Raw genomic sequence first — 23200 nt, forward strand, 5'->3', positions numbered from 1 at the left:
AGAATCAATAACTCTTACTTACGTGCTAATTATATTAGCAAATATAGCTAATCTTTAATCTAATGCAAGAAATAAAAATATTTTTTTTGATTAGTCCGGTTTTTCGCTAATTATTTTAGTTATTTTATTGTTTTGTTGAAAATATTTACAAATATTGGTAATGTCACAAATGCTGCATTTGGGAGATCTGGCCAGACAAACATACCTGCCATGAAGGATCAGCCAATGGTGTGCCACATGAATGGTGTGCTCCGGCAGGTTCTTTACCAATTCTTTTTCTACTGCCAAAGGTGTTTTGCCCGAAGATAAGCCAATTCTTCTGGATACTCTGAAGACATGGGTGTCTACCGCCATAGCCGGGGCATTGTAAATTACAGAGGCAATTACATTTGCGGTTTTCCGGCCAACACCTGGCATCTTTTGTAGCTGGTCAATATCGGAAGGGACTTCATTGTTGAAATCATTTAACAACATTTTTGCCATTCCTACCAGGTGTTTGGCTTTATTATTAGGATAACTTACACTTCTGATATAGTCAAACACAATATCGGGAGTCACATCGGCCAGTGCTTTTGCATTTGGAAAACGTTGAAATAGTGCCGGGGTTACCTGGTTGATGCGCTTGTCCGTACATTGTGCGGACAGGATCACTGCAACTAATAATTGGTACGGATTATTGTAATGTAGTTCTGTTTCAGCATCGGGCTGTTTTGCAGAAAAGTGGGCAACAAAAAGTTTGTATCTGTCTTTTTTGAGCATAGGCAAATATAAACAGAAGAACTAAGACAAGGTTAAAAAAAAGGGAAGGAAAAAAAGAAAAGAAAACTAAAGTTCCGGATCCCGGGAGCCCGTTAAATAAAAAAGCTGCCTTTTGGGGGCAGCTTCAGTTCGTTTTTTTTGAATTACTTCGCTCTGGAGTAGGCTAAAATTTTCTCGATGGTTTCATCGGAAGGATTTCTTGTTAAGCGGTCCAGTTGCGGCCTGATATGGTCATAGAACATCATATCGAGTTCTATAACTGCATCAACTGCAGGCTTTTCCTGCTTCGGCTGTGTGCAATTCAATCTGTTAAGTGAAGTAAAGGTTTCCATCATAAGCAATAAAAAATATATGTTTACTAAGTAAACGTTATTGTTATAAATTTATTTTAACCTAAACTACAATTTTTTAGAGAGATTTTATAGTGTTAAAAATCAGGAGATTTCTTTCACCTTCATCATCTTCCGAAGATTGCTTAAAGCATAGCGCATTCGTCCTAAAGCCGTATTTATACTCACATCGGTCAGATCTGCAATCTCTTTAAAACTAAGATCTGCATAATGACGCATGATTAAAACTTCCTTCTGGTCATCCGGTAATAAGTGAATCATCGCACGAAGGTCGAAATGTGTTTGCTCTCTCAGCATTTTTTCTTCTGCGCTTTCTTCGTGAATCTGAAGAAGGTTGAAAATGTCTGTCCCGTCAGCACTCGTAATGACAGGCGCACGTTTTTCGCGTCTGAAATAATCGATCACAAGGTTGTGTGCAATTCGCATCACCCAAGGTAAAAATTTACCTTCTTCGTTATAACGACCCGATCTGAGCGTATTGATGACTTTTATAAATGCATCCTGGAAAATATCCTCCGCGAGGTATTGATCCTTAACTAATAAATAGATAGATGTGTATATTTTCGACTTATGTCTTCTCAGAAGTTCTTCCAAAACCGATTCATCACCGGTAAGATATAACTTCACCAAGTCTTGGTCACTATATAATTCTAATTTCATAGGAGTATCCGTACTAAAAAGTTCCCTGCTAATTGCTATAAAATACTTAGTAGATGTTTTTTTCGATATCTTTCTCCTGTTAGTTAGTGGTTTAGTTTGTCCGTTGAATCTCCAAAAGAAGCATTTTTTTATTACAATACAATATAAAAAGTGTTAAAAAAAATTAAAACTGCGCTGAGAGCCTTATTTTTGCATCTTCCCAAAAACGGTAATATTGCTTTTTTTGGGTTATATTAGCACTATTCTATCCAGAAGTCAATGAATAACGAAATCAATAAAGATCCACATAAACATATAATCATAAAAGGTGCCAGAGTCCATAATCTGAAGAATATAGATGTCGCAATCCCCAAAAATAAGCTGGTAGTCATCACCGGAATGTCAGGATCAGGGAAATCTTCTTTAGCTTTTGATACTTTATATGCCGAAGGTCAACGGAGGTACGTAGAGAGTTTGTCTTCTTATGCAAGACAGTTTATGGGGAGAATGAATAAACCCGATGTAGATTATATTAAAGGTATTGCTCCTGCGATTGCCATTGAACAAAAAGTAATCACCTCTAACCCGAGATCTACAGTTGGAACCTCTACTGAAATTTATGATTACCTGAAACTGTTGTTCTCCAGAATAGGGAAAACCTATTCTCCTGTATCAGGAAAGATCGTTAAGAAGGATACCGTGAGTACAGTAGTCGATTTCATTTCAGGGCTTGAACCTGAAAGCGTGGTGACTTTGTTTTGCCCTTTATTCCCTCACAATAACCGCTCTATAAAAGAAGAATTAGCGGTGCTGCTTCAAAAAGGATTTCTGAGAATCTTCTATAAAGAGGAGATTTTAAAGATTGAAAATATCCTGGAAGATGAGTCCTTTGTTGACTTTGAACTGGCCGATGCGGATACCGTAAGGATTTTGATCGACAGAATTGTGGTGAACAACGAGGAGGAAACTTTAAGCCGTATTGCGGATTCAGTACAAACCGGATTTTTTGAAGGCAAAGGTGACCTGTATGTAGAGCAGGAAGGGAAGTCAACACATTTCTGCGACCGCTTTGAGCTTGATGGGATTCGTTTTGATGAGCCTACACCAAATTTCTTCAGTTTTAACAATCCTTATGGCGCTTGTAAAAGATGTGAAGGCTATGGGAATGTGATTGGCATCGATGAAGACCTGGTGGTCCCGGATAAAAGCAAGAGTTTGTACGATAATGCCGTCGCCCCATGGCGTGGTGAAAAAATGCGGGAATGGTTAAATAAACTGATCAAGAATGCCGATAAGTTTAATTTCCCTATTCACCGTCCATATAATGAGCTGACAGAGAAAGAGCAAAGACTCATCTGGACAGGGAATAAATATTTTGAAGGTCTGGATGCTTTTTTCAAGGAGCTGGAAGAGCAGACCTTTAAGATTCAATACCGGGTAATGTTGTCCAGGTATCGTGGAAAAACGGTTTGCCCGGACTGTAAAGGTTCCCGGTTGCGCAAAGACGCGTCTTATGTGAAGATCAATGAAAAGTCGATCATGGATGTGGTATTGATGCCATTGGCGACCATTCTGGATTTCTTTGACAACCTGAAGCTGTCATCAAATGATGAGAAGATTGCAAAAAGGCTGCTTGCGGAAATCGTTAACCGTGTTTTATATCTGAACAATGTGGGTCTGGGATACCTGACTTTAAACAGGCTTTCCAATACTTTATCTGGTGGAGAATCGCAAAGGATTAACCTGGCAACCTCATTGGGTAGTAGTCTTGTGGGCTCTGTATATGTGCTGGATGAGCCAAGTATTGGCTTACATCCCAGGGATACGAATAAATTGATAGAGGTATTGCTTTCCCTTCGTAATGTAGGAAATACAGTGCTTGTGGTAGAACATGAGGAGGAGATGATGAAAGCTGCAGATCATATCATTGATATTGGTCCGGAAGCAGGAACTCATGGAGGTAACCTGGTTTTCAGTGGAACCTATGAAGAGATTATAAAGGATAAGAAAAGCCTTACCGGGCGTTACCTTTCCGGCGACGAGAAGATCGCGATACCTGCTAAAAGAAGAGGCTGGAAAGACCATGTGCTGATTAAAGGTGCAAGGGAGAATAACCTTAAAAATATTGATGTGAAATTCCCTTTGGGGGTGTTTACAGTGGTAAGTGGTGTTTCCGGAAGCGGTAAAACCAGTTTAATCAAAAAAATCCTTTATCCTGCCTTACAAAAGGCAATCGGCAATTATTCCGGAGAACAAACCGGAGCCTATGATGGGATTTATGGAAATTACGACCTGGTTAGTCAGGTAGAAATGGTGGATCAGAATCCGATTGGAAGATCATCCAGATCAAATCCTGTAACTTATGTAAAAGCCTGGGATGATGTAAGAGCCTTGTTCTCTGCTTTGCCTGCTGCAAAGGCCGCAGGATTGAAACCGGCTGCATTCTCGTTCAACGTAGAAGGTGGAAGGTGTGATGTTTGTCAGGGGGAAGGAGAGGTGAAGATTGAAATGCAGTTTATGGCGGATATTTACCTGCCATGTGAAGCTTGTGGAGGAAGAAGGTTTAAACAACAGGTCCTGGACATCACTTATCAGGATAAAAACGTTGCAGATATTCTGGATCTGACCATCGATGAGGCGGTTGACTTTTTTAAAGGGGAACCAAAGATCATGACTAAACTTCAGCCACTGGTAGATGTTGGTCTGGGTTATGTTCATCTGGGGCAGTCTTCCAATACTTTATCGGGTGGGGAAGCACAGCGTATAAAGCTGGCTTCATTCCTGATTAAGGGGAATAATGCCAATAAAACCTTATTTATTTTTGATGAGCCTACGACAGGTTTACATTTCCACGATATTAAAAAACTATTGATTGCATTGAACACCTTGATTGAGCAAGGCAATACAATTTTGGTAATTGAGCACAATATGGACATGATAAAATCTGCAGACTGGATCATTGACATAGGCCCTGAAGGGGGAGATAAAGGCGGTAACATCGTTTTTGAAGGAACACCAGAAGATATGGTTTCCTCAAATTCTTCGTATACTGCGAAGTATTTAACTGCACACATGAAATAATTGTATCTTCGCACATGCTTTTTTTAACACTCTTTTTAGGGGTAATACTGAATATGGTGGGATACATCCCACCTGGAAATATTAACCTTACGGTAGTTCAGATCACGATTACCAGAGGAATCAGGCAGGCGCTATATTTTATAGGCGCCTTTTCCGCGATCGAAATCCTCTTCACTTTTGGTGTCATGCGTTTTGTGCAATGGCTTTCCAGTGAGATCAAGCTGGGAGACATCATTGATGTCATCATGGTGTTGATGTTTGGTATTTTAGGTTTCATCACCTGGAGATCAAGAAAAGAAATGCCGAAGGCAGATTATTCTAAAAAGGACAGCATCAGGTACGGAATGCTTTTGGGTGTAATTAATCCCATGCAGATTCCTTACTGGTTATTTGTAGGTACTTACCTGATCTCTCATGAGTGGATCGACATTGGCTATCTTTCCCTCACTATTTTTAGTATCGGATCAGGGATAGGAGCAGCAGTAGCTTTATATGGATTTGCCCGTTTCGCTCAATATATACAGGAGAAATTTGCCTTGAGCAGTTACCTGGTGAATAAAGGGATTGCGCTATTGTTTTTTGCGCTATCGGCATACCATGTCTGTAAAATTGCCTACGTTCACTGGATAAAATAAGGGCTCTACTTTTTCAGAAACTCTACATTCCAGATCTTTTCGGCTCTTCTTCCAATGATCCAGAAGGAGGCCGCAAGAACGCAAAAGAAGAGTGCTTTATGCCAGTTGTCCCAGAAATATTCAAAATAACGGGTATAAAGATTGATGAAAAGAAAGGTAATCCCGAATTCACGGGCAATGTCGTCTCTATATTTTAAACCGGCAAAAATACTGATGATACAAGCTGCAGCAGAAACAATAGCCCAATAGAAGAGGCTGATTTGTCTGACGCCATACCAGGCTTCCAGGGTACCGAAGTTGCCAAATACCGAAAGCAGCCATAGGGATACAAATAAATACACCATTCCGCTGATATAAGTAACCGGGAAGAAATGGTCCGTCTTTTTATGCCCTTTCATTAAAAACGACAGTCCGGTGAGTACAGCTCCGAAGCAAACAAAACGTAAAGGATAATTCATGCCTGCGAAATACCAGTTCCATCTGGAGAGGTAACCCGTTTCTGTTCCGAACCATGCGCCAAGAGAGATGAGCGCGAAAACCCAGATCAGTCTTGATTTAAAGAAATAGGCCAGTAGCCCATAAATGACGACCGCAATGAGCAACAGGATTGAAAAATGACTGCTGCCGGTACCTATCGCCTTGCCTAAATAAGCGATGGCATTGGCGGTAAGCATCACTGCGGTAAAGATTAGAGCCTCATTACTGAATACCTGATGTGATTTAGTTTTCTTTCTTTTGAAGCTGAGGTAAAAGAGATAAGTGGCACCGGTGATGGAAAGAAAGCTAATGATGCCGTCAGAGGTGTCATAGATGCGCTCCAGGTACTTTAAAATCGTATCATCTACCAGTAATGCCCCAAGGGAGATTACCCCACAAGCCATTGCGATCCAGAAAGAATATTGAGCCAGCCTTCTCCAGTCGAAATTTTTAGTTTCATAGCTGGCGCGTAAGCGTTGAACATCTGCTTCGCTGAGCAATTTTTCTTCCTGCCAGTGTTCCAGCATTTCATCTAAAAATTCACTCTTTTCCGAATCTATTTTCATTTTTAGTCGCTGGTGGTGGTTGGTTTATGTTTGTTTATAGCTAAAACCCTGCCAACAGGTTTGCTGGCAGGGTTTTATTGTTAGGGTAAGATTAGCTATTTTTTCCGGGATTACTTCAATAGATCCGGTACTTTTTTGCTGTTACCTACGATCCATACCACATCTTCATTCTCAAAGATGAGGTTAGAATCCGGATTGAGAATACGTTCTCCTTTACGTTCTATTCCAACAACCAGTCCCTGGGTTTTTTCCCGGATGCCGGAACTGCGGATGCTCTGCATGTAGACAGGAGAACTGCTGTTGATGACAATCTTTTGAAGTGTCATGTCCTTTTTAGGGAAACTTGATTCTTCAGGAATTTCCTCTTTGGCGCCTTCAAATAACTCTTTGATTGCTGCTAGTTGGTTATCTGTACCAATCACCAGTACTTTGTCGTTCGGATAAAGTCTTTCATCTCTTCCGGGAGTGGGGATCATGATTTTTCCACGTTCTATCAATGCGATGTTTACCCCATATTTTTCTCTGATAGAGAGTTCTATCAGTGTTTTTCCAACGAGTGCCGATTCCGGGGCAACAATTAATTCCGCAAGGTGGGTATCCCATGGCAATATTTCGGGTTGTGCATTTTGAGCTTCACGTGCATTCAGGTTCAACAGGAAGCGGCTCTCCATCTTGTTATAGAATCCTTGTAGTTTTCTGGAGAAGATGAACATCCCCACAATCATTAACACAATGGCGATGACCACAGCGACCCAGGTACTATAGAACTGATAAATGAGGAAACCAACAAAGAAAAGGGCTAACGAAATCCTTAAAACCTCCAGTGCTACCAATGGGCCACGGGTATATTTTTTGTTTAGCCATAAATGAGAATAGGCTTTCTTTTCGATCTTTCTGATGGCCAATGCCCATAGGAAAGGCGTCATGAAAATCAGGGTAAGTATTAAGCTGATGATGATTCCATTATTTCCATTGATGATGTTTTTTGTCATGAAGGGTTGCAGGTATCTGGAACCCAGAAAGACAATTGCAATAATGATCACCGAATGGATAATGGTGTTAAAAGTATAGGATTTTAATAAAATCTTCCAATCGCTAAGCGTGGTAATGCCCGCTGTACTGGAGCTATATCTGTTGATGGCCTCTACCCATCGTTTAGGAAGTCTGCGTTCCAGGAAGAGGTAAAAGGGCTCGGATGCCTTGATTAAATATGGAGTGGTAAAGGTGGTGATGGCGGATACGGCTACGGCAATTGGATAGAGAAAGTCGCTGGTTACTTTTAAGGTTAAACCAAGTGTGGCAATGATAAAGGAGAACTCTCCGATTTGTGCCAGACTTAAACCTGTCTGAACCGATGTTTTTAGCGGCTGACCGGAAAGTAATGCCCCCATTCCAGAACTTAAAAATTTCCCCAGTACGGTGGCAATGGTAATCACCAGGATAGGAACGGCGTAATCAATTAAAATACTTGGATCGATCATCATCCCCACAGAGACAAAGAAGATGGCTGCAAAGAGGTCTTTAACGGATTTTGTCAGGTGTTCGATGCGTTCAGCCTGTGTTGTTTCTGCCAGTATGGATCCCATGATAAAGGCACCTAAGGCAGGGGAGAACCCTACTTTTACAGCCAGTAATACCATTAATAAACACAATGCAATGGATACAATCAGCATGGTCTCATCATTCATCAGCTTTTTCGTAGCCTTTAAGAAAGTAGGAACCAGGAATATCCCTCCAATAAACCATAGCACAAGGAAGAAACATAGTTTAAGGATGGAGATCAACATATCGGCACCGGCAAACTGCTGACTTACCGCAAGGGTAGAAAGCAATACCAATAACAAGATGGCCACCAGATCTTCTACGATCAGTACGCCGAAAACCAATCCGGCAAACTTCTTATGCTTTACGCCCAGTTCTTCAAAGGCCCTGATGATAATTGTAGTAGAAGAAACAGAGAGAATACCCCCCAGAAAGATGCTGTCCATCGTAGACCAGCCCATCGCTAGTCCGGCAACAAAACCAATCAGGAGCATGAATACCACTTCCACAATTGCGGTAATGGAGGCTGAGCCGCCCACCTTAACCAGTTTTTTGAAACTGAATTCCAGTCCCAGACTGAAAAGTAAAAAGATCACCCCAATCTCTGCCCAGATATGGATACTGGCGTTGTCGGTAACTGTTGGGATAAATTTGATATGAGGGCCAACCAGTAATCCGGCAAGAATATAGCCTAAAACCAGTGGTTGTTTGATTCTTTTAAATAGTAATGTGGTAATCCCGGCAGCGGCAAGTATTAAACCTAAATCAGTGATTAATACGGGTAAATGTATCATAGATAATGTCTTTTTTTAAAGTTATAAAATTGTATTGATCGGATTTCGATTATTTATAACTACCAGAAGACATGTTTAGGGTACAGGAAATCGAATATATAAGCATATCCAAAATTCTGGAATACGTGATAATATCGGATGATTACAAGTGGTATATAATGTTCTTTTTCCTGGCCACGCAGAAAGAACCAGGGATTGTTTCCTTGTTTCGCAGTGGCATGGCTGATAAAAGTAAGGTCTTCTAAAAAAGCTTTTTTTAGGGAAGTACGGGCTTTTGAAGGGGGATTGAAATAAAGTTTTTTGGTGTTGAAATTTGATTTACTAACATAAGGACTGACCGCGTCATGCCCTTTTCCCTGTACATTTTGTAAGAAAATTACATGACTGAAAAAGAAAAGAATGGCAGATAACAAAAACCTCATTGAGGTAAATATAATAAAAAAATGCCTTTTTACAGAGTAAAAAGGCATTTAAATGACGTTTAGCCGATTTTGCTAAAATAGCTGAGGGTATCTTCTTTGTCCTTTTGCAGTTGGATTTTCAGGGCTTCCAGTCCGGTAAATTTCACATCATGTCTTAAGAATTCAAGGAAAGTCATGGTGATGTTCTGGCCATAAATTTCCTTGTTGAAGTCAAAGATGTTGACTTCAATATTTCTGGTCATGCCGTTAATGGTTGGCCTTTGTCCGATGTAAGCCATCCCCTTATAAGATTCCGTTCCCATATCCACCGTTACCGCATAAATTCCATCCGAAGGGATGAGCTTATACGTTTCCTCAAGAAAAATGTTTGCGGTAGGGAAGCCAATGGTCCTTCCGATTTTATCCCCCTTAATCACCCTTCCGTGCAGAGAAAAATGATAGCCAAGGTAACTGGCTGCCAAAGCAACTTCTCCGTTCAGCAATGCTTTCCGGATTTTTGTAGAGCTTACCGCTACATCATCAATATCTTGCTTGGCAATTTCCTCGATTTGATAGTCAAACTGCCTGGAAAACATCTCCAGTTCCTGCATTCCTCCTTTGCGGTCTTTGCCAAATCGGTGATCATAGCCAACGATCAATTGCTTGATGCCAATGGTATCAACGAGGATGTTTTTGATGTATTCAGCAGGGCTGAGGTTAGAGAAATCCCGGGTAAAAGGGGTGATGATCAAATGATCTACACCCAATTCTGCAAGGATCTTTATCTTTTCATCTACCGTGTTGATTAATTTAAGGTCTTGATTTTCCGGATCAATGATCATCCTTGGATGAGGGAAGAAGGTTAGAATTACACTTTCTCCACCAGTTGATTTTGCCAACTCACAAAGTCTTTTGATGATCTTCTGGTGTCCGAAATGAACCCCGTCAAAAGTCCCTATGGTCGCAACGGCATTGTCAAGTTTTTTAAACTCAGATAAATGGTGATATGTTTTCATTAGAAAATCAATATTTCGTAAATACGCCCTACCATTTCCTCCTTCTAGGGGAGAAATTAGTTTGAGCTGTTAATTTTTAAGCGTTAATCTTAATGGTATCTAAATTTAACTAATGCAGGGACTGGCGTTTTAATACCACTCCACCCTTTATATCTGCAATTTGTTGCTGGACTACAAAAGCATCCGGATCAATGTTCCTGATTTCTGTCTGTAGTTTCCCCATTTCCAGTTTAGTCAATACCGTATATAAAATATCTATGTCTTTTTTTATTCCGTAGCCACCTTCTCCCTTGTAAATGGTAACCCCGCGTTTCATCTTTTCAATGATAAATTCTTTTATCTCTGCGCTTTTATCAGATATGATGGTTACACCGGTATACTGCTCCAGTCCGTTCACCACAAAGTCGATGGTGTTGGAAGCTGAAAGATAGGTAAGGATGGCATACATGGCCGTTTCTACACCCAGGAAAATAGCCGCAAAAGAGAAGATGATGATATTTAATACCAGGATGATATTACCTACAGTGAGCATGCTTTTTCTGCTGATATAGAGGGCAAGGACTTCTGTCCCGTCAATGACACAACCACCACGCATGGCCAGGCCAATCCCTCCACCAAGGAAGAAACCACCAAAGAAGGCGATCAATAAGGGCACATCGGTAACCGGCTTAAACGGCAATACGATTAAAAACACCGCCAATGCTGAAATGGCAATGGCAGTTTTAATGGCAAAGCCTTTACCAATCTGTCTGAAGCCAAGAATAATAAATGGGATGTTGATCAGAATGATCAGATAGGATAGTTTTAATCCCGTCAGGCTGCTGATCAATAACGAAATACCAGTAACCCCTCCATCAATAAAATGATTGGGGATTAAAAAGCTTTTCAAGCCAAAACAAGCCGAAACAATACCACATGTAATCAAAAGGAAGTCTTTTACCGACCTTGCATTTTTACTTTTGAAGTGGCTTTGCATAATTGATTAAGATTGAGGTGCTGTCGGATTGTCCGAGTCTCTTTTACTGCGAAGATAGTTGACTAAATCTGTTACTTCAAATGCATTTTCAAGAAGGAAGCTACCACTGCGGGTACGTGTTAATTTTGACAGGTAAGCACCATTGTTTAAATGCTTTCCAAAGTCCGAAATTAAAGACCTGATATAGGTCCCTTTGCTGCAAACGATCCTGAAATCAATTTCAGGAAGTGCGATCCTCGTGATTTCAAAGGTCGGTACAGAAACAAACCTCAGACGTAATTCCGTTTCTTCCCCGCGACGGGCCTTGACGTATAAACGTTCTCCGTTTACTTTTACTGCCGAATGCGCAGGTGGATACTGTTGAATTTCCCCTGTAAAAGGAACTGTAGCTGCATAAATAGCATCTTCGGTAATGCCGTCTAAAGGATACTCCTGATCAACCACCGTCTCCATATCGAAAGATGGGGTAGAAGCACCCAGGATCATGGTACCTGTATATTCTTTCTCTTCTGCCTGAAAGGTATCGATCTGCTTGGTTAGTTTACCTGTACAAAGGATCAGCAGACCTGTTGCCAGAGGGTCCAGTGTTCCTGCATGTCCTACTTTCAGTTTCAGGGGTTTTAAGGAATTTCTGATTTTTCCTACTACATCAAAGCTGGTCCATTTATAGGGCTTGTTGATGAGTAATAGTTCTCCCTCAGCAAAATTAAAGTCTGGAAAGGTTTTCGTATTTAATATGTTTTCACTCTCTGTCATTTCAGTACACGCTTTTTAATACGTTTTCTTTGTAAGATGTAAGGTTGCCTAAGGTTTGGATTTTGATGATTTTGGATTAAGATACGTGCAACGGGATGCCGGAATAATATAAGGCAAGGATCACCACAGCTATAATGATTCTATACCAGCCAAATACGCGGAAACCATGCTTAGACAAGAATCCGATAAATGATTTGATGGCAATAATCGCAACAATGAAAGCAATCAGGTTACCGAAAAGCAGGAGTTTAACATTCTCTGCATTTAGCAAATGGTATCCTTTAAGTAGCTTATAGCCTGTTGCTGCACACATGGTTGGTACGGCCAGGAAGAAGGAGAATTCGGCAGCAGCATGTCTGCTTAATTTTTGTTGCATCCCCCCGATGATGGTGGCTGCACTTCTGCTTAAACCCGGAAATACAACTGCCAAAACCTGGAAACAGCCAATCTTGAAAGCAGACATATTGGTAATTTCTGCTTCATGATGAACTTCCGGTTTCGTAAATACTTTATCAATAAAGAGGAGGATAATACCACCCACCAATAAAACAACAGCTATAAATATAGGATTGCCTAATTTTTCATCAATGAAATCATTTAATAATTTCCCGAAAACAAGGGCTGGAATGACTGCAATAATCAGTTTTACATAAAATTGCCACTTACTGAAGTCAAAAAACTTTTTCCAGTAAAGGACTACAACAGCAAGGATCGCACCCAACTGAATGGCAATTTCAAATAGCTTCACAAACTCATCTTTCCCAATTCCCATGATTGCACTTGCAATAACCATGTGGCCGGTTGATGAAACCGGTAAAAATTCAGTTATCCCCTCAATGATTGCGAGAATAAAGGCCTGTAAATAATTCATGAAAGCTTTATTTTTTTAGAATAGCATAAACGCCAAATCCGAATCCAAAAAGTACTGTCATTGGTGCCAGTAAAGTTTTTCTGAAATCGTAAATGTCTGTCGTACCAATCATCAGGATAAAGCCAAGTACTACAATCGCAATGCTGATCAATAGCAATTGATAGTTCTTTTTTGTAAATACAAGTTCAGATTTGCTTTCCTGATTTACAGGAGTGTTTTTTTTCTCTATCATTATCTGTAAAGGTCGTAAATTTTTAGACGTAAATATTTGCTGACAGCAAAAGAGGTACTGATGGCCGTAATAAAGATTCCGACACCCACCAGACCCAATAAAACAATACCAAATTCAGTATAGTTTCTTAAGATCACAATTTCAGGAATCTCTCTTTGTGCATAATATAAAATCCCCAAAAGGATCAGAATGGCAATGAAAGCAGCGATCAGTCCATGCAATGCTGCAAACAGAATGAAAGGTTTACGGATGAAATTCCTGGTTGCACCTACCAGTTGCATACTTTTAATTAAGAAGCGCTGTGAGTAAATGGCAAGGCGGATCGTATTGTTAATCAGAGCGATGGAAATAATCAATAAGATCGCTGCGAAGGCCAGAATAATCAGACCAATGGTGTTGATATTCTTATTCACCATATCAATTAAGGAGCTTTGATAAATGACTTCCTTTACCGCCGGGTTTTTGCTGATACTTGCTTTTAATGCATCTATACTTTTGTTATTTGCATAGTCTGCTTTTAAATACACATCAATGGTAGAAAGCAATGGGTTGTAGCCTAAGAAGTTCACGAAATCCTCCCCAAGATCAGTGGTCAGGTTTCTGGCAGCCATTTCTTTGTTCACATATTGTGTGGTTTTAATCGCCGGATTGGCATTCAGCTCTTTTTGAAAAGCCAAAACATCCGCCTCCTTTGCACCTTCATCCACAATAATGTTTAACACAATATTTTCTTTAACATAGTTGGAAAGATTTTTAGCATGTACTAATATCAACCCCAACATGCCCAGCATTAATAAAACCAATGCTATGCTGAAAATAGTAGAAATATAAATGGTTTTTGTCTTCTTAGAAGCATCGCTTACTTCAAATTCTTCCATGTATTTGTTTTTATGTTTTGCGAAAATAAAAAAATATAAGCAACTAATTTAAAATTATAGGCCTTTATCCCTTTTTAATCTTTAAAACTACAACGCTTTATCCTTAGAAATAGTTTGTCCAGGCTGCTTTTGACCCAATTTACCGCCATAAAAAATCTTTTTTATGTAAGCGTTTTGTAACATTATTGTACCAAAAGGGAATTTTGGGCGTTATTTTTGTGTAAAAACGCAAGTGTCCAGGGGGGAGCTGAGGTTGATTTTGAGGAAAAAGGATACTAAAAACAAAAACTAATTACTAAAAAATCACCTATGAAAAAACAAATTACTTTAGTTGCCGTCTGCTTAATGATAATTGCTGGCATTGCAACAGGATGTAAAAAAGAAACAGGCAAAGATGCCCCACTGAAAGCAAAAATTGTGGGAAGATGGCAGGTTGCCAAAGTAGAAACTACAGTTACAGGATCAGCTATGGTTCCTTATCCCGGAGTTGCAGGAGACTTTTTCGAATTCAGAGGGGATGAGAACGATCAGATGGAATTCAATTACGGTTCGAAGCGAGAGCTTGGGACTTATGTTGTTTTCGGCATCGAAAGCATCAATCTGTCGTTTTCCGGAAAATTATTCAACGGTGTGATCAATACGCTTACAGACAATAAACTGGAGTTTACAGCGACATCAAATGGTGTTACTCCTGCAGAAACCAGGAAATTTTTTCTGACCAGATAGCATATCTGACCAATTAAATTCAAATAAAAAAGGCTGTTCTGATGTTTCAAAAATATTCAGGACAGCCTTTTTTTTATATTTGCCATCAGCCTGTATTTATGACCTCCTGTTTCAGGCCTTGCTATGGTAAAAAGAGATAAAGATTCGAATTTTCTGAAGTCTGTGCCCGGGTTTCTCAACAGAGAGTCCATACCGCATTATCTGCTGAAATGGACGATCCTTTGCTTATTGACAGGACTGGCTGCGGGCACGCTTTCTGCCTTATTTTTGACTTTATTAAACCTGGCCACCGATTTCAGGGAAAGCCATTCTTACCTCCTTTATCTTCTTCCTCTTGCCGGGCTTCTGATAGGCTTATTGTATCACCATCGGGGAAAAGAGGTGGAAAGAGGCAATAACCTCATATTCGATACCATTCATAACCCCAAAGATATCATCCCTTTTAAAATGACACCACTGGTGTTACTGGGGACTATAGTTACCCATTTATTCGGAGGATCTGCAGGACGCGAAGGAACGGCTTTACAAATGGCGGCTTCAACTGCTGATCAATTGCACAAACCTTTTCAATTAGACCATGCCGACCGGAGAATTTTACTGATTGCCGGTTTAAGTGCTGGTTTTGCCTCTGTTTTTGGAACGCCATGGGCCGGGGCAGTATTTGGAATTGAAGTGCTGTTATTGGGAAGAATTCCTCAAAAAGCGGTACTTCCTGCACTGGCTGCCGCTTTTATTGGTGCTTATGTTACAGAACTCTGGGGGGTAGGACATACCCATTACCAGATCAATATGGTGCCTTCAATTTCGTTGATGGGTGTAGGGTATAGCATATTGGCCGGTCTGGCGTTTAGCCTTGCGGCGATTTTGTTTGTCAGGCTTACCCATTTGTTTTCCGGTGTATTCAAGAAATTGAAGTATCCGCCACTGCGCCCTTTCATCGGTGGGATAATTGTCCTTGTGCTTGTTCTGATATTAGGGACTCATCAATATATCGGGTTAGGGATTCCTGTAATTGTGGATGCTTTTAATCAGGCTTCCGGTAATGAAGATTTCGCCATAAAAATCCTGCTGACGGCCATTACACTTGGTGCCGGATTTAAAGGAGGCGAAGTCACTCCACTGTTTTTTATAGGGGCCACATTGGGCAGTGCACTCTCTGTTTTCTTGCCTTTACCAGTGGGCTTACTGGCCGGAATGGGCTTCGTTGCGGTATTTGCAGGTGCGGCGAAAACACCCCTTGCCTGTTGCATCATGGCCTTCGAACTGTTCGGTGTTTCCTGCTGGATATATGTTTGTATTGCCTGTATCGTCGCATTCCTGATTTCCGGGCATCACAGCATTTATAATGCGCCGGAAAACAAATCTCCCCGCCATTTTTTGTTTGGTAAATCAGGTATTTGAGAAAGCGTTTCTGATCCAACCTTTATTTCCTTATTTTCGCGCTATATATAAGGCATAGCTGTAATGGATTATCAATTTAAAGAAATAGAACAAAAGTGGCAAGAGTTTTGGGCTCAAAATCAAACGTTTAAAGCAGAAGAGCAATCTTCCAAACCTAAGTTTTACGTACTGGATATGTTTCCTTATCCTTCTGGAGCAGGTTTACATGTTGGTCATCCACTAGGTTATATTGCTTCAGATATATTTACCAGGTACAAAAGATTAAAAGGGTATAATGTATTGCATCCAATGGGATACGATTCCTTTGGTTTGCCTGCAGAACAATATGCGATACAAACCGGACAACATCCAGCCCTTACTACAGAAGTAAACATCAATACTTACAGAAGGCAATTAGACCAGATCGGTTTCTCGTTCGACTGGTCGAAGGAAGTGAGGACCAGTGATCCTGAATATTATAAATGGACGCAATGGATCTTTATGCAGCTTTTCAATTCCTGGTATAACCTGGAAACAGATCGTGCGGAAGACATTACCAGCTTATTGGAAAAGTTTAATGCTTCGGGAAGTGCAGATGTGAAAGCCGTTTGTGATGAAGATACCAAATCTTTCCTGCCGACCGACTGGGCAACGATGACCCAGGAAGAAAAACAGGAAGAATTGTTAAAATACCGCTTAACCTATCTAAGGGAAAGCACTGTCAACTGGTGCCCTGCTTTGGGAACCGTATTGGCAAATGATGAAGTGAAAGACGGTTACTCAGAACGTGGTGGTCATCCGGTAGAGCAAAAGAAAATGATGCAGTGGAGCATGAGGATTTCTGCCTATGCAGAACGCCTGTTGCAAGGCTTAAATACCATAGACTGGCCGGAGCCGGTAAAAGAAATGCAACGCAACTGGATTGGGAAAAGTGTGGGAGCCAGCGTACGTTTCAAGATCGAACCTTCTGAAAAGGTAGCCACACTTAGTCAGGATTATATTGAAGTTTTTACCACCCGTGTGGATACTATATTTGGTGTTTCTTACCTGGTACTTGCCCCTGAGCATGAACTGGTGATTGGTTTGACCACTCCGGAGCAGTTGGATGAAGTAAATAATTACATCGCCCAAACGAAGAAGAAATCGGAACTTGACCGTATGGCTGATGTTAAAGCGGTGTCAGGAGCCTTTACCGGAAGTTATGTGATCAACCCGGTAAGCGGAGAACGGATTCAGCTATGGATTGCCGATTATGTATTGGCAGGTTATGGTACAGGTGCAGTTATGGGAGTACCTAGTGGCGATCAGCGCGACTGGCTATTTGCAACAAACTTCAAATTACCAATCGTTCAGATTCTGGATAGCCAGAAAGATATCGATACCCAGGCTGATGCCACCAAAGAAGGTAAATACATTAATTCCGGCTTTATCAATGGAATGAATTATGCCGAAGCAACACAAACGCTAAACACCTGGTTGGAAGAGCAGGAGGTTGGTAAAGCAAAAATCAATTACCGCATGCGCGATGCGATCTTTGGTCGTCAGCGTTATTGGGGAGAGCCGATTCCGGTATACTTCAAAGATGGATTGCCTTATCTGATCAACGAAGAGGAATTGCCTCTGATGCTTCCAGAAATTGATAAGTATCTGCCTACAGAAAGCGGTGAACCTCCTTTGGGAAGAGCCGAAAACTGGAGCTATGACGATCAATATGAATATGAATTGAGCACAATGCCGGGTTGGGCAGGATCGAGCTGGTACTGGTACCGCTATATGGATGCGCAGAATAAATCAGCTTTTGCATCTAAGGATGCTATTGAGTACTGGAAAGATGTGGATTTATATATCGGAGGTGCAGAACATGCAACAGGACATTTATTATACAGCCGTTTCTGGAATAAATTCCTGAAAGACCTTGGTCATGTAACTGAGGAAGAGCCTTTCAAAAAACTGATCAATCAGGGAATGATCCAGGGCAGAAGTAATTTTGTATATCGTGTGGTAGATGAAGAGGGAAGAGGAACAAACACTTTAGTATCTTATGGACTAAGGAAAGAATATAAAACATCGGCACTTCATGTAGATGTAAACATTGTAGAGAATGAGATCTTAAATCTTGAAAAATTTAAAGCTTTCAGACCCGAGTTTGCTGACGCAGAATTTATACTGGAAAATGGAAAATACATTTGCGGTGTAGAGGTAGAGAAGATGTCTAAATCCAAGTTCAATGTGGTGAACCCGGATGTACTGATCTCGAGTTATGGTGCAGATACCTTAAGAATGTATGAGATGTTCCTGGGCCCATTAGAACAAAGTAAACCATGGAATACCAACGGAATTGAAGGGGTGTTTAAATTCCTTCGCAAATTCTGGCGCTTGTTCCACAATGAAGAATGGGTATTTAATGTGAGTGATTCTGTGCCTTCAAAAGCCGAATTGAAAGCTTTACATAAAATCATTAAAAAGGTACAGGATGATGTAGAACGTTTCTCTTTTAATACTTCTGTTTCCAGCTTTATGATTGCCGTGAATGAGCTGACAGACCTGAAGTGTAAAAACCGTCAGGTTCTGGAAGACCTGGTGATCGTATTGTCGCCTTATGCTCCTCACATTTGTGAAGAACTTTGGGCAAACCTTGGACATGAGGCCGGTAGTTTATCCTATGTTAAATATCCGGAATTCAACGCTGCTTATATGGTCGAAGATGAATTTAGTTACCCGGTATCCGTAAACGGTAAAACGAGGTTAAACCTGAATTTAAGTCTGACCTTAGAGCCTAAGGAAATCGAAGAAACCATTTTGGCCGATGAACAGGTACAGAAATACCTGGAAGGAAAAACACCTAAAAAAGTAATTGTGGTGAAAGGTCGTATCGTAAATATTGTGATCTAGTTTTAAAAACGGCTCATTTAATCATAAGAAAAGCTTCGGACAAATGTCCGGAGCTTTTCTTTTATCCGGCAATATTTATCCTTTCTTCAGTGGTGATTTTGGTTGTTCTCATGTATCATAAAATTGCATATCTTAGGTCTTTTGTTTTCCGGGAAGCTATACTAAAAGGGTTTATCCTTTTGCAATACAATGCTTTGTTATGAGATTATTCTTTCCGGGTCTCAACCTTAAACCAAACACAACCACACAAAATGAAGAAATCAACCCTATTAATTGCAATCATTTTATCGATTAAAATGACTGCTTTCGGCCAGCCAAATGTACATGGCCAATCCAGCACTTATCAATGGCCTTCGGATCCTTTGGTAAAGAACAAACTGGAGAAATGGCAAGACCAGAAATTCGGAATGATCATCCACTGGGGCCTATATGCGGTTCCGGGAATTATGGAGTCCTGGAACCTCTGTTCTGAAGATTGGATTTCCAGAGATAGCACCATCGCTTACGAAGACTATAAAAAATGGTACTGGGGTTTAAGCGAAAAATTTAACCCGGTTAATTTTAATCCGGAACAATGGGCAAAAGCAGGAAAGTCTGCGGGGATGAAATATCTGGTGTTTACTACTAAACACCATGATGGCTTCAATATGTTTGATACTAAAGAGAGTGATTTTAAAATCTCCAACGGTCCTTTTAAAGGAAATCCGAAAGCTGATGTTGCTAAATATGTTTTCGATGCTTTCAGGAAACAGGACTTTATGATCGGTGCCTATTTTTCTAAACCGGATTGGCATTCTCAATATTACTGGTGGTCAAAATATGCAACAGCAGACCGCAATAACAATTACGACATCAAGAAGAACCCATGGAGGTGGAATAAATTCAAAACACAGACCTTTAATCAGATTTCTGAGCTGATGAACAATTACGGAACTGTCGATATCCTTTGGCTTGATGGCGGATGGGTAAGGCCACTGGAAACCGTAACCGATGAGGTGCGTGCCTGGGGAGCAACCATCCCGGCATGGAGCCAGGACATTGATATGCCAAAGATTGCCGCAATGGGACGTAAAGCACAACCCGGTTTGCTAATTGTAGACCGGACGGTGCATGGGCCTTATGAAAATTACCAGACCCCTGAACAACACATTCCGGAAAAACAACTGGATCATCCCTGGGAAAGTTGCATGACGCTGGGTGGTGCCTGGGGATTTGCTGCCAACGATCAGTATAAATCTGCAGGAACAGTAATTCATTCCCTGATTGAAATCACGGCTAAAGGAGGAAGTTTACTACTTGGTGTTGGGCCAAAGCCAGATGGAACCATGCCGGATGGCGTAATTAGTCGTCTGGGAGAAATAGGAAATTGGGTCACTAAAAATGGGAAAGCGATTTATGGAACGAGAATCACCAAAAACTATCACCATAATAATACCTGGTTTACACAAAGTAAAGATGCGAAAACCAAATATGCATTGGTATGCCTGAAAGAGGGCGAAAATCTGCCATCTACAATTTCATGGGCTGGCAATGAGCCTGCTAAAGGAACTAAAATCAAACTTTTGCAAACCGGAGAAAATGTGAAATGGGTAAAAGAGAATGAACTGATTAAAGTCATTCTGCCAAAAGGGCTTCCAGCAAATCTGCCTGCACTGGCATTTTCTTTTTCTACTATTTAGTAATCAAATGAAACCATCATCAGCATGTGGCCTATCAATAAGAACTGGTCTGCTGATGGTGGTTTCCTCATTTCAAACTGAGTTTACCTACTCTTAAGTGTCTTTAAAAATCAATAATAAATAACATATAGTGATGAAACAGGGTTTTCAAATAGTTATGATCACAACAGTCCTGATGGTTGCCTGTTGTCAATCTGGTATCGCCCAGAAAAAAACAGGATATAAGGACCCTGCTGCTCCTGTAACATCAAGAATAAATGACCTCCTCAGCAGAATGACGCTGGAGGAGAAAGTCGGACAACTTTCTGTATTGCTTGGCTGGGACATGTACAGCAAAACCGGAAATGCGGTAAAAGCAAGTGAGGAGTTTAAAAAAGCGATAGCTGAGCAACATACGGGGATGCTGTGGGCTACATTAAGGGCAGATCCCTGGACAAAAAAAACTTTGTTAACCGGCTTAACACCGGAATTGGCCGCAAAAGCAACAAATGCCATTCAAAAATATGCAATTGAAAACAGCAGGTTGAATATTCCAATGTTACTGGCAGAAGAATGTGCACATGGGCACATGGCTATCGGAACAACTGTCTTTCCTACTTCGATAGGGCAGAGCAGTACCTGGAACCCTGATCTGATCCGGGAAATGGCTGCTGCAATTGCAATGGAAGCACGTCTTCAGGGAGCTCATATTGGCTATGGTCCTGTGCTTGATCTGGCACGTGAGCCGAGATGGTCACGTGTTGAGGAGACTTATGGCGAAGATCCGGTGCTCAACAGCAGGATGGGAGAAGCAATGGTCAGGGGCTTTCAGGGAAATAATCTGAAAAGCGGATTTAATATTGCATCGACACTTAAACATTTTACGGCCTATGGAGTTCCGGAAGGGGGACATAACGGAGGAAGCGTAGCTGTCGGAACAAGGGAATTGTTTCAATCTTATTTACCTCCTTTTAAAGCTGCGGTAAAAGCCGGGGCTTTGTCTGTGATGACAGCCTATAATTCTATTGATGGGATCCCTTGTTCTGCAAACCATTTCCTGTTGACTGATCTTTTGAGAAAGCAATGGGATTTTAATGGTTTTGTGGTGTCTGATCTGGGAAGCATATCGGGGTTGGTCAGTAACCATCAGGTAGCTTCAAATGCAACAGAAGGAGCTTCGATGGCGATAAATGCCGGATTGGATGCCGACCTGAGTGGCTATGGTTATGGTCCTGCATTGCTGGATGCCTTCAAAAAAGGATTAGTGAGCACCAGTGTTTTGGACACGGCTGTTGCCAGGGTACTTCGGATTAAATTTGAAATGGGGCTGTTCGAAAATCCTTATGTGGATGTTAAAAAAGCAGCAAAAACAGTAAGAAATGATGCTCATGTCGCATTGGCGAGAAAAGTGGCAAGCGCATCTCTGGTCTTGCTTAAAAATAAAAACAATGTCCTTCCGCTAAGTCGTCAGCTTAAGAAAATCGCAGTAATAGGTCCGAATGCAGATAACATTTACAATCAGTTGGGTGATTATACGGCCCCTCAGGATGAAAATGCTGTAGTTACAGTTCTGGAAGGAATAAAAGCCCATGCAGGAAAAGAGCTAGAAGTTCAGTTTGCCAAAGGATGTGCCATCAGGGACACGACTTCAAGTGGTATTGCTGAAGCTGTGGCGCTGGCAAAGAATTCCGAAGTTGCCGTTGTGGTATTGGGAGGTTCAAGCGCCCGGGACTTTAAAACAGAATATCTGAATACTGGCGCAGCGCAGGTTAAGGCAACCGATGCTGCAGTAAGTGATATGGAAAGTGGAGAAGGATATGACCGTGCAACTTTAGACCTGATGGGCAGACAATTGGAACTATTGCAAAAAATAGTGAACACAGGAACTCCGGTGGTGCTGGTGCTGATCAAGGGTCGGCCTTTAAACCTGAACTGGGCTGCGGATCATGTGGATGCTATTGTTGATGCCTGGTATCCCGGGCAAGAGGGAGGAAATGCCATTGCTGATGTATTGTTCGGAAAGTCTAATCCTGCAGGAAGATTACCCATCTCTATTCCTAAGTCAGTGGGACAGCTTCCTGTATACTATAATCTCAAGAAACCAACAAATCATAGTTACGTAGAAGTGGATGGTAAACCTTTGTATCCTTTTGGATATGGATTAAGTTATACCAGCTTTGAATATAGTAATTTGAATATTGCAGTTTCTGGTGCGCAGGATAATCTGGTGGTTAAAGTGAAACTGGAGGTTAAGAATACCGGAAAAAGAGATGGCGATGAAGTGGTTCAGTTATATATCGTGGACAAAGTAAGCTCCGTGGTGACTCCGGTTAAACAGCTGAAGAAATTTAAACGGCTTTCCTTGAAATCAGGGGAACAACAGGTACTTGAATTTGAACTGAATGCAGATGACCTGAAGTTGTTTAATCAGCAGATGAACTGGGTGCTGGAGCCTGGTGATTTTACGCTGATCCTGGGTGGCTCATCTGATGATGTCCGACTGCAGCGTGATTTTAACGTTCAGTAAAACGAGAAATAGTCTTTCTTTTCACCGATAAAAAAACGTAGTTC

General features: G+C 41.0%; 19 protein-coding genes. 7 read left to right on the forward strand and 12 right to left on the reverse strand.

The annotated features are described in order from the left end of the window. Positions 1–90: 90 nt before the first annotated feature. The 3 genes from nth to BUC20_RS07445 form a co-directional block, all read right to left on the reverse strand. Entirely contained in the window at positions 91–759 is a 669-nt protein-coding gene (gene nth / locus BUC20_RS07435) for an endonuclease III (protein WP_073229640.1), read from the reverse strand. A 143-nt stretch (positions 760–902) separates the two neighbouring features. Further along, entirely contained in the window at positions 903–1094 is a 192-nt protein-coding gene (locus BUC20_RS07440) for a hypothetical protein (RefSeq protein WP_073229643.1), read from the reverse strand. Positions 1095–1193: 99 nt separating this feature from the next. Beyond that, entirely contained in the window at positions 1194–1769 is a 576-nt protein-coding gene (locus tag BUC20_RS07445; protein WP_073229645.1) for an RNA polymerase sigma factor, read from the reverse strand. A 258-nt stretch (positions 1770–2027) separates the two neighbouring features. Between BUC20_RS07445 and uvrA the strand changes: the two genes are divergently transcribed. Both uvrA and BUC20_RS07455 read left to right on the forward strand, forming a co-directional pair. Further along, positions 2028–4829, forward strand: coding sequence for an excinuclease ABC subunit UvrA (uvrA, locus tag BUC20_RS07450; RefSeq protein WP_073229646.1), 2802 nt, complete (start codon positions 2028–2030; stop codon positions 4827–4829). Between the two features lie 14 nt (positions 4830–4843). After that, positions 4844–5464 carry a lysine transporter LysE gene (locus BUC20_RS07455; protein ID WP_073229648.1) on the forward strand — a complete coding sequence of 207 codons (621 nt, stop codon included), beginning with the start codon at positions 4844–4846 and terminating at the stop codon, positions 5462–5464. Between the two features lie 5 nt (positions 5465–5469). On the opposite strand, the gene BUC20_RS07460 is transcribed toward BUC20_RS07455, so the two are convergent. The 9 genes from BUC20_RS07460 to BUC20_RS07500 form a co-directional block, all read right to left on the reverse strand. Continuing rightward, on the reverse strand, positions 5470–6507 hold the full coding sequence (locus BUC20_RS07460; RefSeq protein ID WP_073229650.1) for a DUF2157 domain-containing protein: 1038 nt from the start codon (positions 6505–6507) through the stop codon (positions 5470–5472). 110 nt (positions 6508–6617) lie between these two features. Then, a complete protein-coding gene (locus BUC20_RS07465; protein WP_073229652.1) occupies positions 6618–8843 on the reverse strand; it encodes a cation:proton antiporter domain-containing protein in 2226 nt (741 codons plus the stop codon). Positions 8844–8902: 59 nt separating this feature from the next. Beyond that, positions 8903–9265 carry a hypothetical protein gene (locus BUC20_RS07470; protein ID WP_143166742.1) on the reverse strand — a complete coding sequence of 121 codons (363 nt, stop codon included), beginning with the start codon at positions 9263–9265 and terminating at the stop codon, positions 8903–8905. 59 nt (positions 9266–9324) lie between these two features. Further along, positions 9325–10260, reverse strand: a complete 936-nt coding sequence (locus BUC20_RS07475; protein WP_073229656.1) for a bifunctional riboflavin kinase/FAD synthetase — start codon at positions 10258–10260, stop codon at positions 9325–9327. Between the two features lie 109 nt (positions 10261–10369). Beyond that, on the reverse strand, positions 10370–11236 hold the full coding sequence (locus BUC20_RS07480) for a YitT family protein (protein ID WP_073229658.1): 867 nt from the start codon (positions 11234–11236) through the stop codon (positions 10370–10372). Between the two features lie 6 nt (positions 11237–11242). Continuing rightward, complete coding sequence (truB, locus tag BUC20_RS07485; protein ID WP_073229660.1) at positions 11243–11992, reverse strand: tRNA pseudouridine(55) synthase TruB; 750 nt, start codon at positions 11990–11992, stop codon at positions 11243–11245. Between the two features lie 76 nt (positions 11993–12068). Next, positions 12069–12863, reverse strand: a complete 795-nt coding sequence (locus BUC20_RS07490) for an undecaprenyl-diphosphate phosphatase (protein ID WP_073229662.1) — start codon at positions 12861–12863, stop codon at positions 12069–12071. 7 nt (positions 12864–12870) lie between these two features. After that, on the reverse strand, positions 12871–13095 hold the full coding sequence (locus BUC20_RS07495; protein WP_073229664.1) for a DUF3098 domain-containing protein: 225 nt from the start codon (positions 13093–13095) through the stop codon (positions 12871–12873). Beyond that, positions 13095–13973, reverse strand: a complete 879-nt coding sequence (locus tag BUC20_RS07500; RefSeq protein ID WP_073229666.1) for a cell division protein FtsX — start codon at positions 13971–13973, stop codon at positions 13095–13097. The genes BUC20_RS07495 and BUC20_RS07500 overlap by 1 nt, the downstream gene beginning before the upstream one ends. A 309-nt stretch (positions 13974–14282) precedes the next feature. Here BUC20_RS07500 and BUC20_RS07505 point away from each other — a divergent pair, with 309 nt between their 5' ends. The 5 genes from BUC20_RS07505 to BUC20_RS07525 all read left to right on the forward strand — a co-directional run bounded on the left by BUC20_RS07505 (position 14283) and on the right by BUC20_RS07525 (position 23156). Continuing rightward, entirely contained in the window at positions 14283–14699 is a 417-nt protein-coding gene (locus tag BUC20_RS07505; RefSeq protein ID WP_073229668.1) for a lipocalin family protein, read from the forward strand. 123 nt (positions 14700–14822) lie between these two features. After that, on the forward strand, positions 14823–16100 hold the full coding sequence (locus BUC20_RS07510; protein WP_084528667.1) for a chloride channel protein: 1278 nt from the start codon (positions 14823–14825) through the stop codon (positions 16098–16100). 63 nt (positions 16101–16163) lie between these two features. Continuing rightward, complete coding sequence (gene leuS, locus BUC20_RS07515; protein WP_073229670.1) at positions 16164–18971, forward strand: leucine--tRNA ligase; 2808 nt, start codon at positions 16164–16166, stop codon at positions 18969–18971. A gap of 251 nt (positions 18972–19222) precedes the next feature. Continuing rightward, entirely contained in the window at positions 19223–20650 is a 1428-nt protein-coding gene (locus BUC20_RS07520; RefSeq protein ID WP_073229672.1) for an alpha-L-fucosidase, read from the forward strand. Between the two features lie 157 nt (positions 20651–20807). Next, positions 20808–23156 (forward strand): glycoside hydrolase family 3 N-terminal domain-containing protein, encoded by a 2349-nt coding sequence (locus tag BUC20_RS07525; protein ID WP_073231714.1) that lies wholly within the window; start codon positions 20808–20810, stop codon positions 23154–23156. The last annotated feature ends 44 nt before the right edge of the window (positions 23157–23200 follow it).

The organism is Pedobacter caeni (genome assembly GCF_900129215.1).
Taxonomy (GTDB): Bacteria; Bacteroidota; Bacteroidia; order Sphingobacteriales; family Sphingobacteriaceae; genus Pedobacter; species Pedobacter caeni.

Coding starts and splice junctions, on each gene's coding strand:
- BUC20_RS07465 (WP_073229652.1), bottom strand. CDS start 8,843: ATGATACATTTACCCGTATTAATCACTGATTTAGGTTTAATACTTGCC.
- BUC20_RS07460 (WP_073229650.1), bottom strand. CDS start 6,507: ATGAAAATAGATTCGGAAAAGAGTGAATTTTTAGATGAAATGCTGGAA.
- BUC20_RS07505 (WP_073229668.1), top strand. CDS start 14,283: ATGAAAAAACAAATTACTTTAGTTGCCGTCTGCTTAATGATAATTGCT.
- BUC20_RS07475 (WP_073229656.1), bottom strand. CDS start 10,260: ATGAAAACATATCACCATTTATCTGAGTTTAAAAAACTTGACAATGCC.
- BUC20_RS07525 (WP_073231714.1), top strand. CDS start 20,808: ATGATCACAACAGTCCTGATGGTTGCCTGTTGTCAATCTGGTATCGCC.
- leuS (WP_073229670.1), top strand. CDS start 16,164: ATGGATTATCAATTTAAAGAAATAGAACAAAAGTGGCAAGAGTTTTGG.
- BUC20_RS07455 (WP_073229648.1), top strand. CDS start 4,844: ATGCTTTTTTTAACACTCTTTTTAGGGGTAATACTGAATATGGTGGGA.
- BUC20_RS07445 (WP_073229645.1), bottom strand. CDS start 1,769: ATGAAATTAGAATTATATAGTGACCAAGACTTGGTGAAGTTATATCTT.
- truB (WP_073229660.1), bottom strand. CDS start 11,992: ATGACAGAGAGTGAAAACATATTAAATACGAAAACCTTTCCAGACTTT.
- BUC20_RS07520 (WP_073229672.1), top strand. CDS start 19,223: ATGAAGAAATCAACCCTATTAATTGCAATCATTTTATCGATTAAAATG.
- BUC20_RS07440 (WP_073229643.1), bottom strand. CDS start 1,094: ATGATGGAAACCTTTACTTCACTTAACAGATTGAATTGCACACAGCCG.
- BUC20_RS07470 (WP_143166742.1), bottom strand. CDS start 9,265: ATGAGGTTTTTGTTATCTGCCATTCTTTTCTTTTTCAGTCATGTAATT.
- BUC20_RS07500 (WP_073229666.1), bottom strand. CDS start 13,973: ATGGAAGAATTTGAAGTAAGCGATGCTTCTAAGAAGACAAAAACCATT.
- BUC20_RS07490 (WP_073229662.1), bottom strand. CDS start 12,863: ATGAATTATTTACAGGCCTTTATTCTCGCAATCATTGAGGGGATAACT.
- BUC20_RS07510 (WP_084528667.1), top strand. CDS start 14,823: ATGGTAAAAAGAGATAAAGATTCGAATTTTCTGAAGTCTGTGCCCGGG.
- BUC20_RS07480 (WP_073229658.1), bottom strand. CDS start 11,236: ATGCAAAGCCACTTCAAAAGTAAAAATGCAAGGTCGGTAAAAGACTTC.
- BUC20_RS07495 (WP_073229664.1), bottom strand. CDS start 13,095: ATGATAGAGAAAAAAAACACTCCTGTAAATCAGGAAAGCAAATCTGAA.
- uvrA (WP_073229646.1), top strand. CDS start 2,028: ATGAATAACGAAATCAATAAAGATCCACATAAACATATAATCATAAAA.
- nth (WP_073229640.1), bottom strand. CDS start 759: ATGCTCAAAAAAGACAGATACAAACTTTTTGTTGCCCACTTTTCTGCA.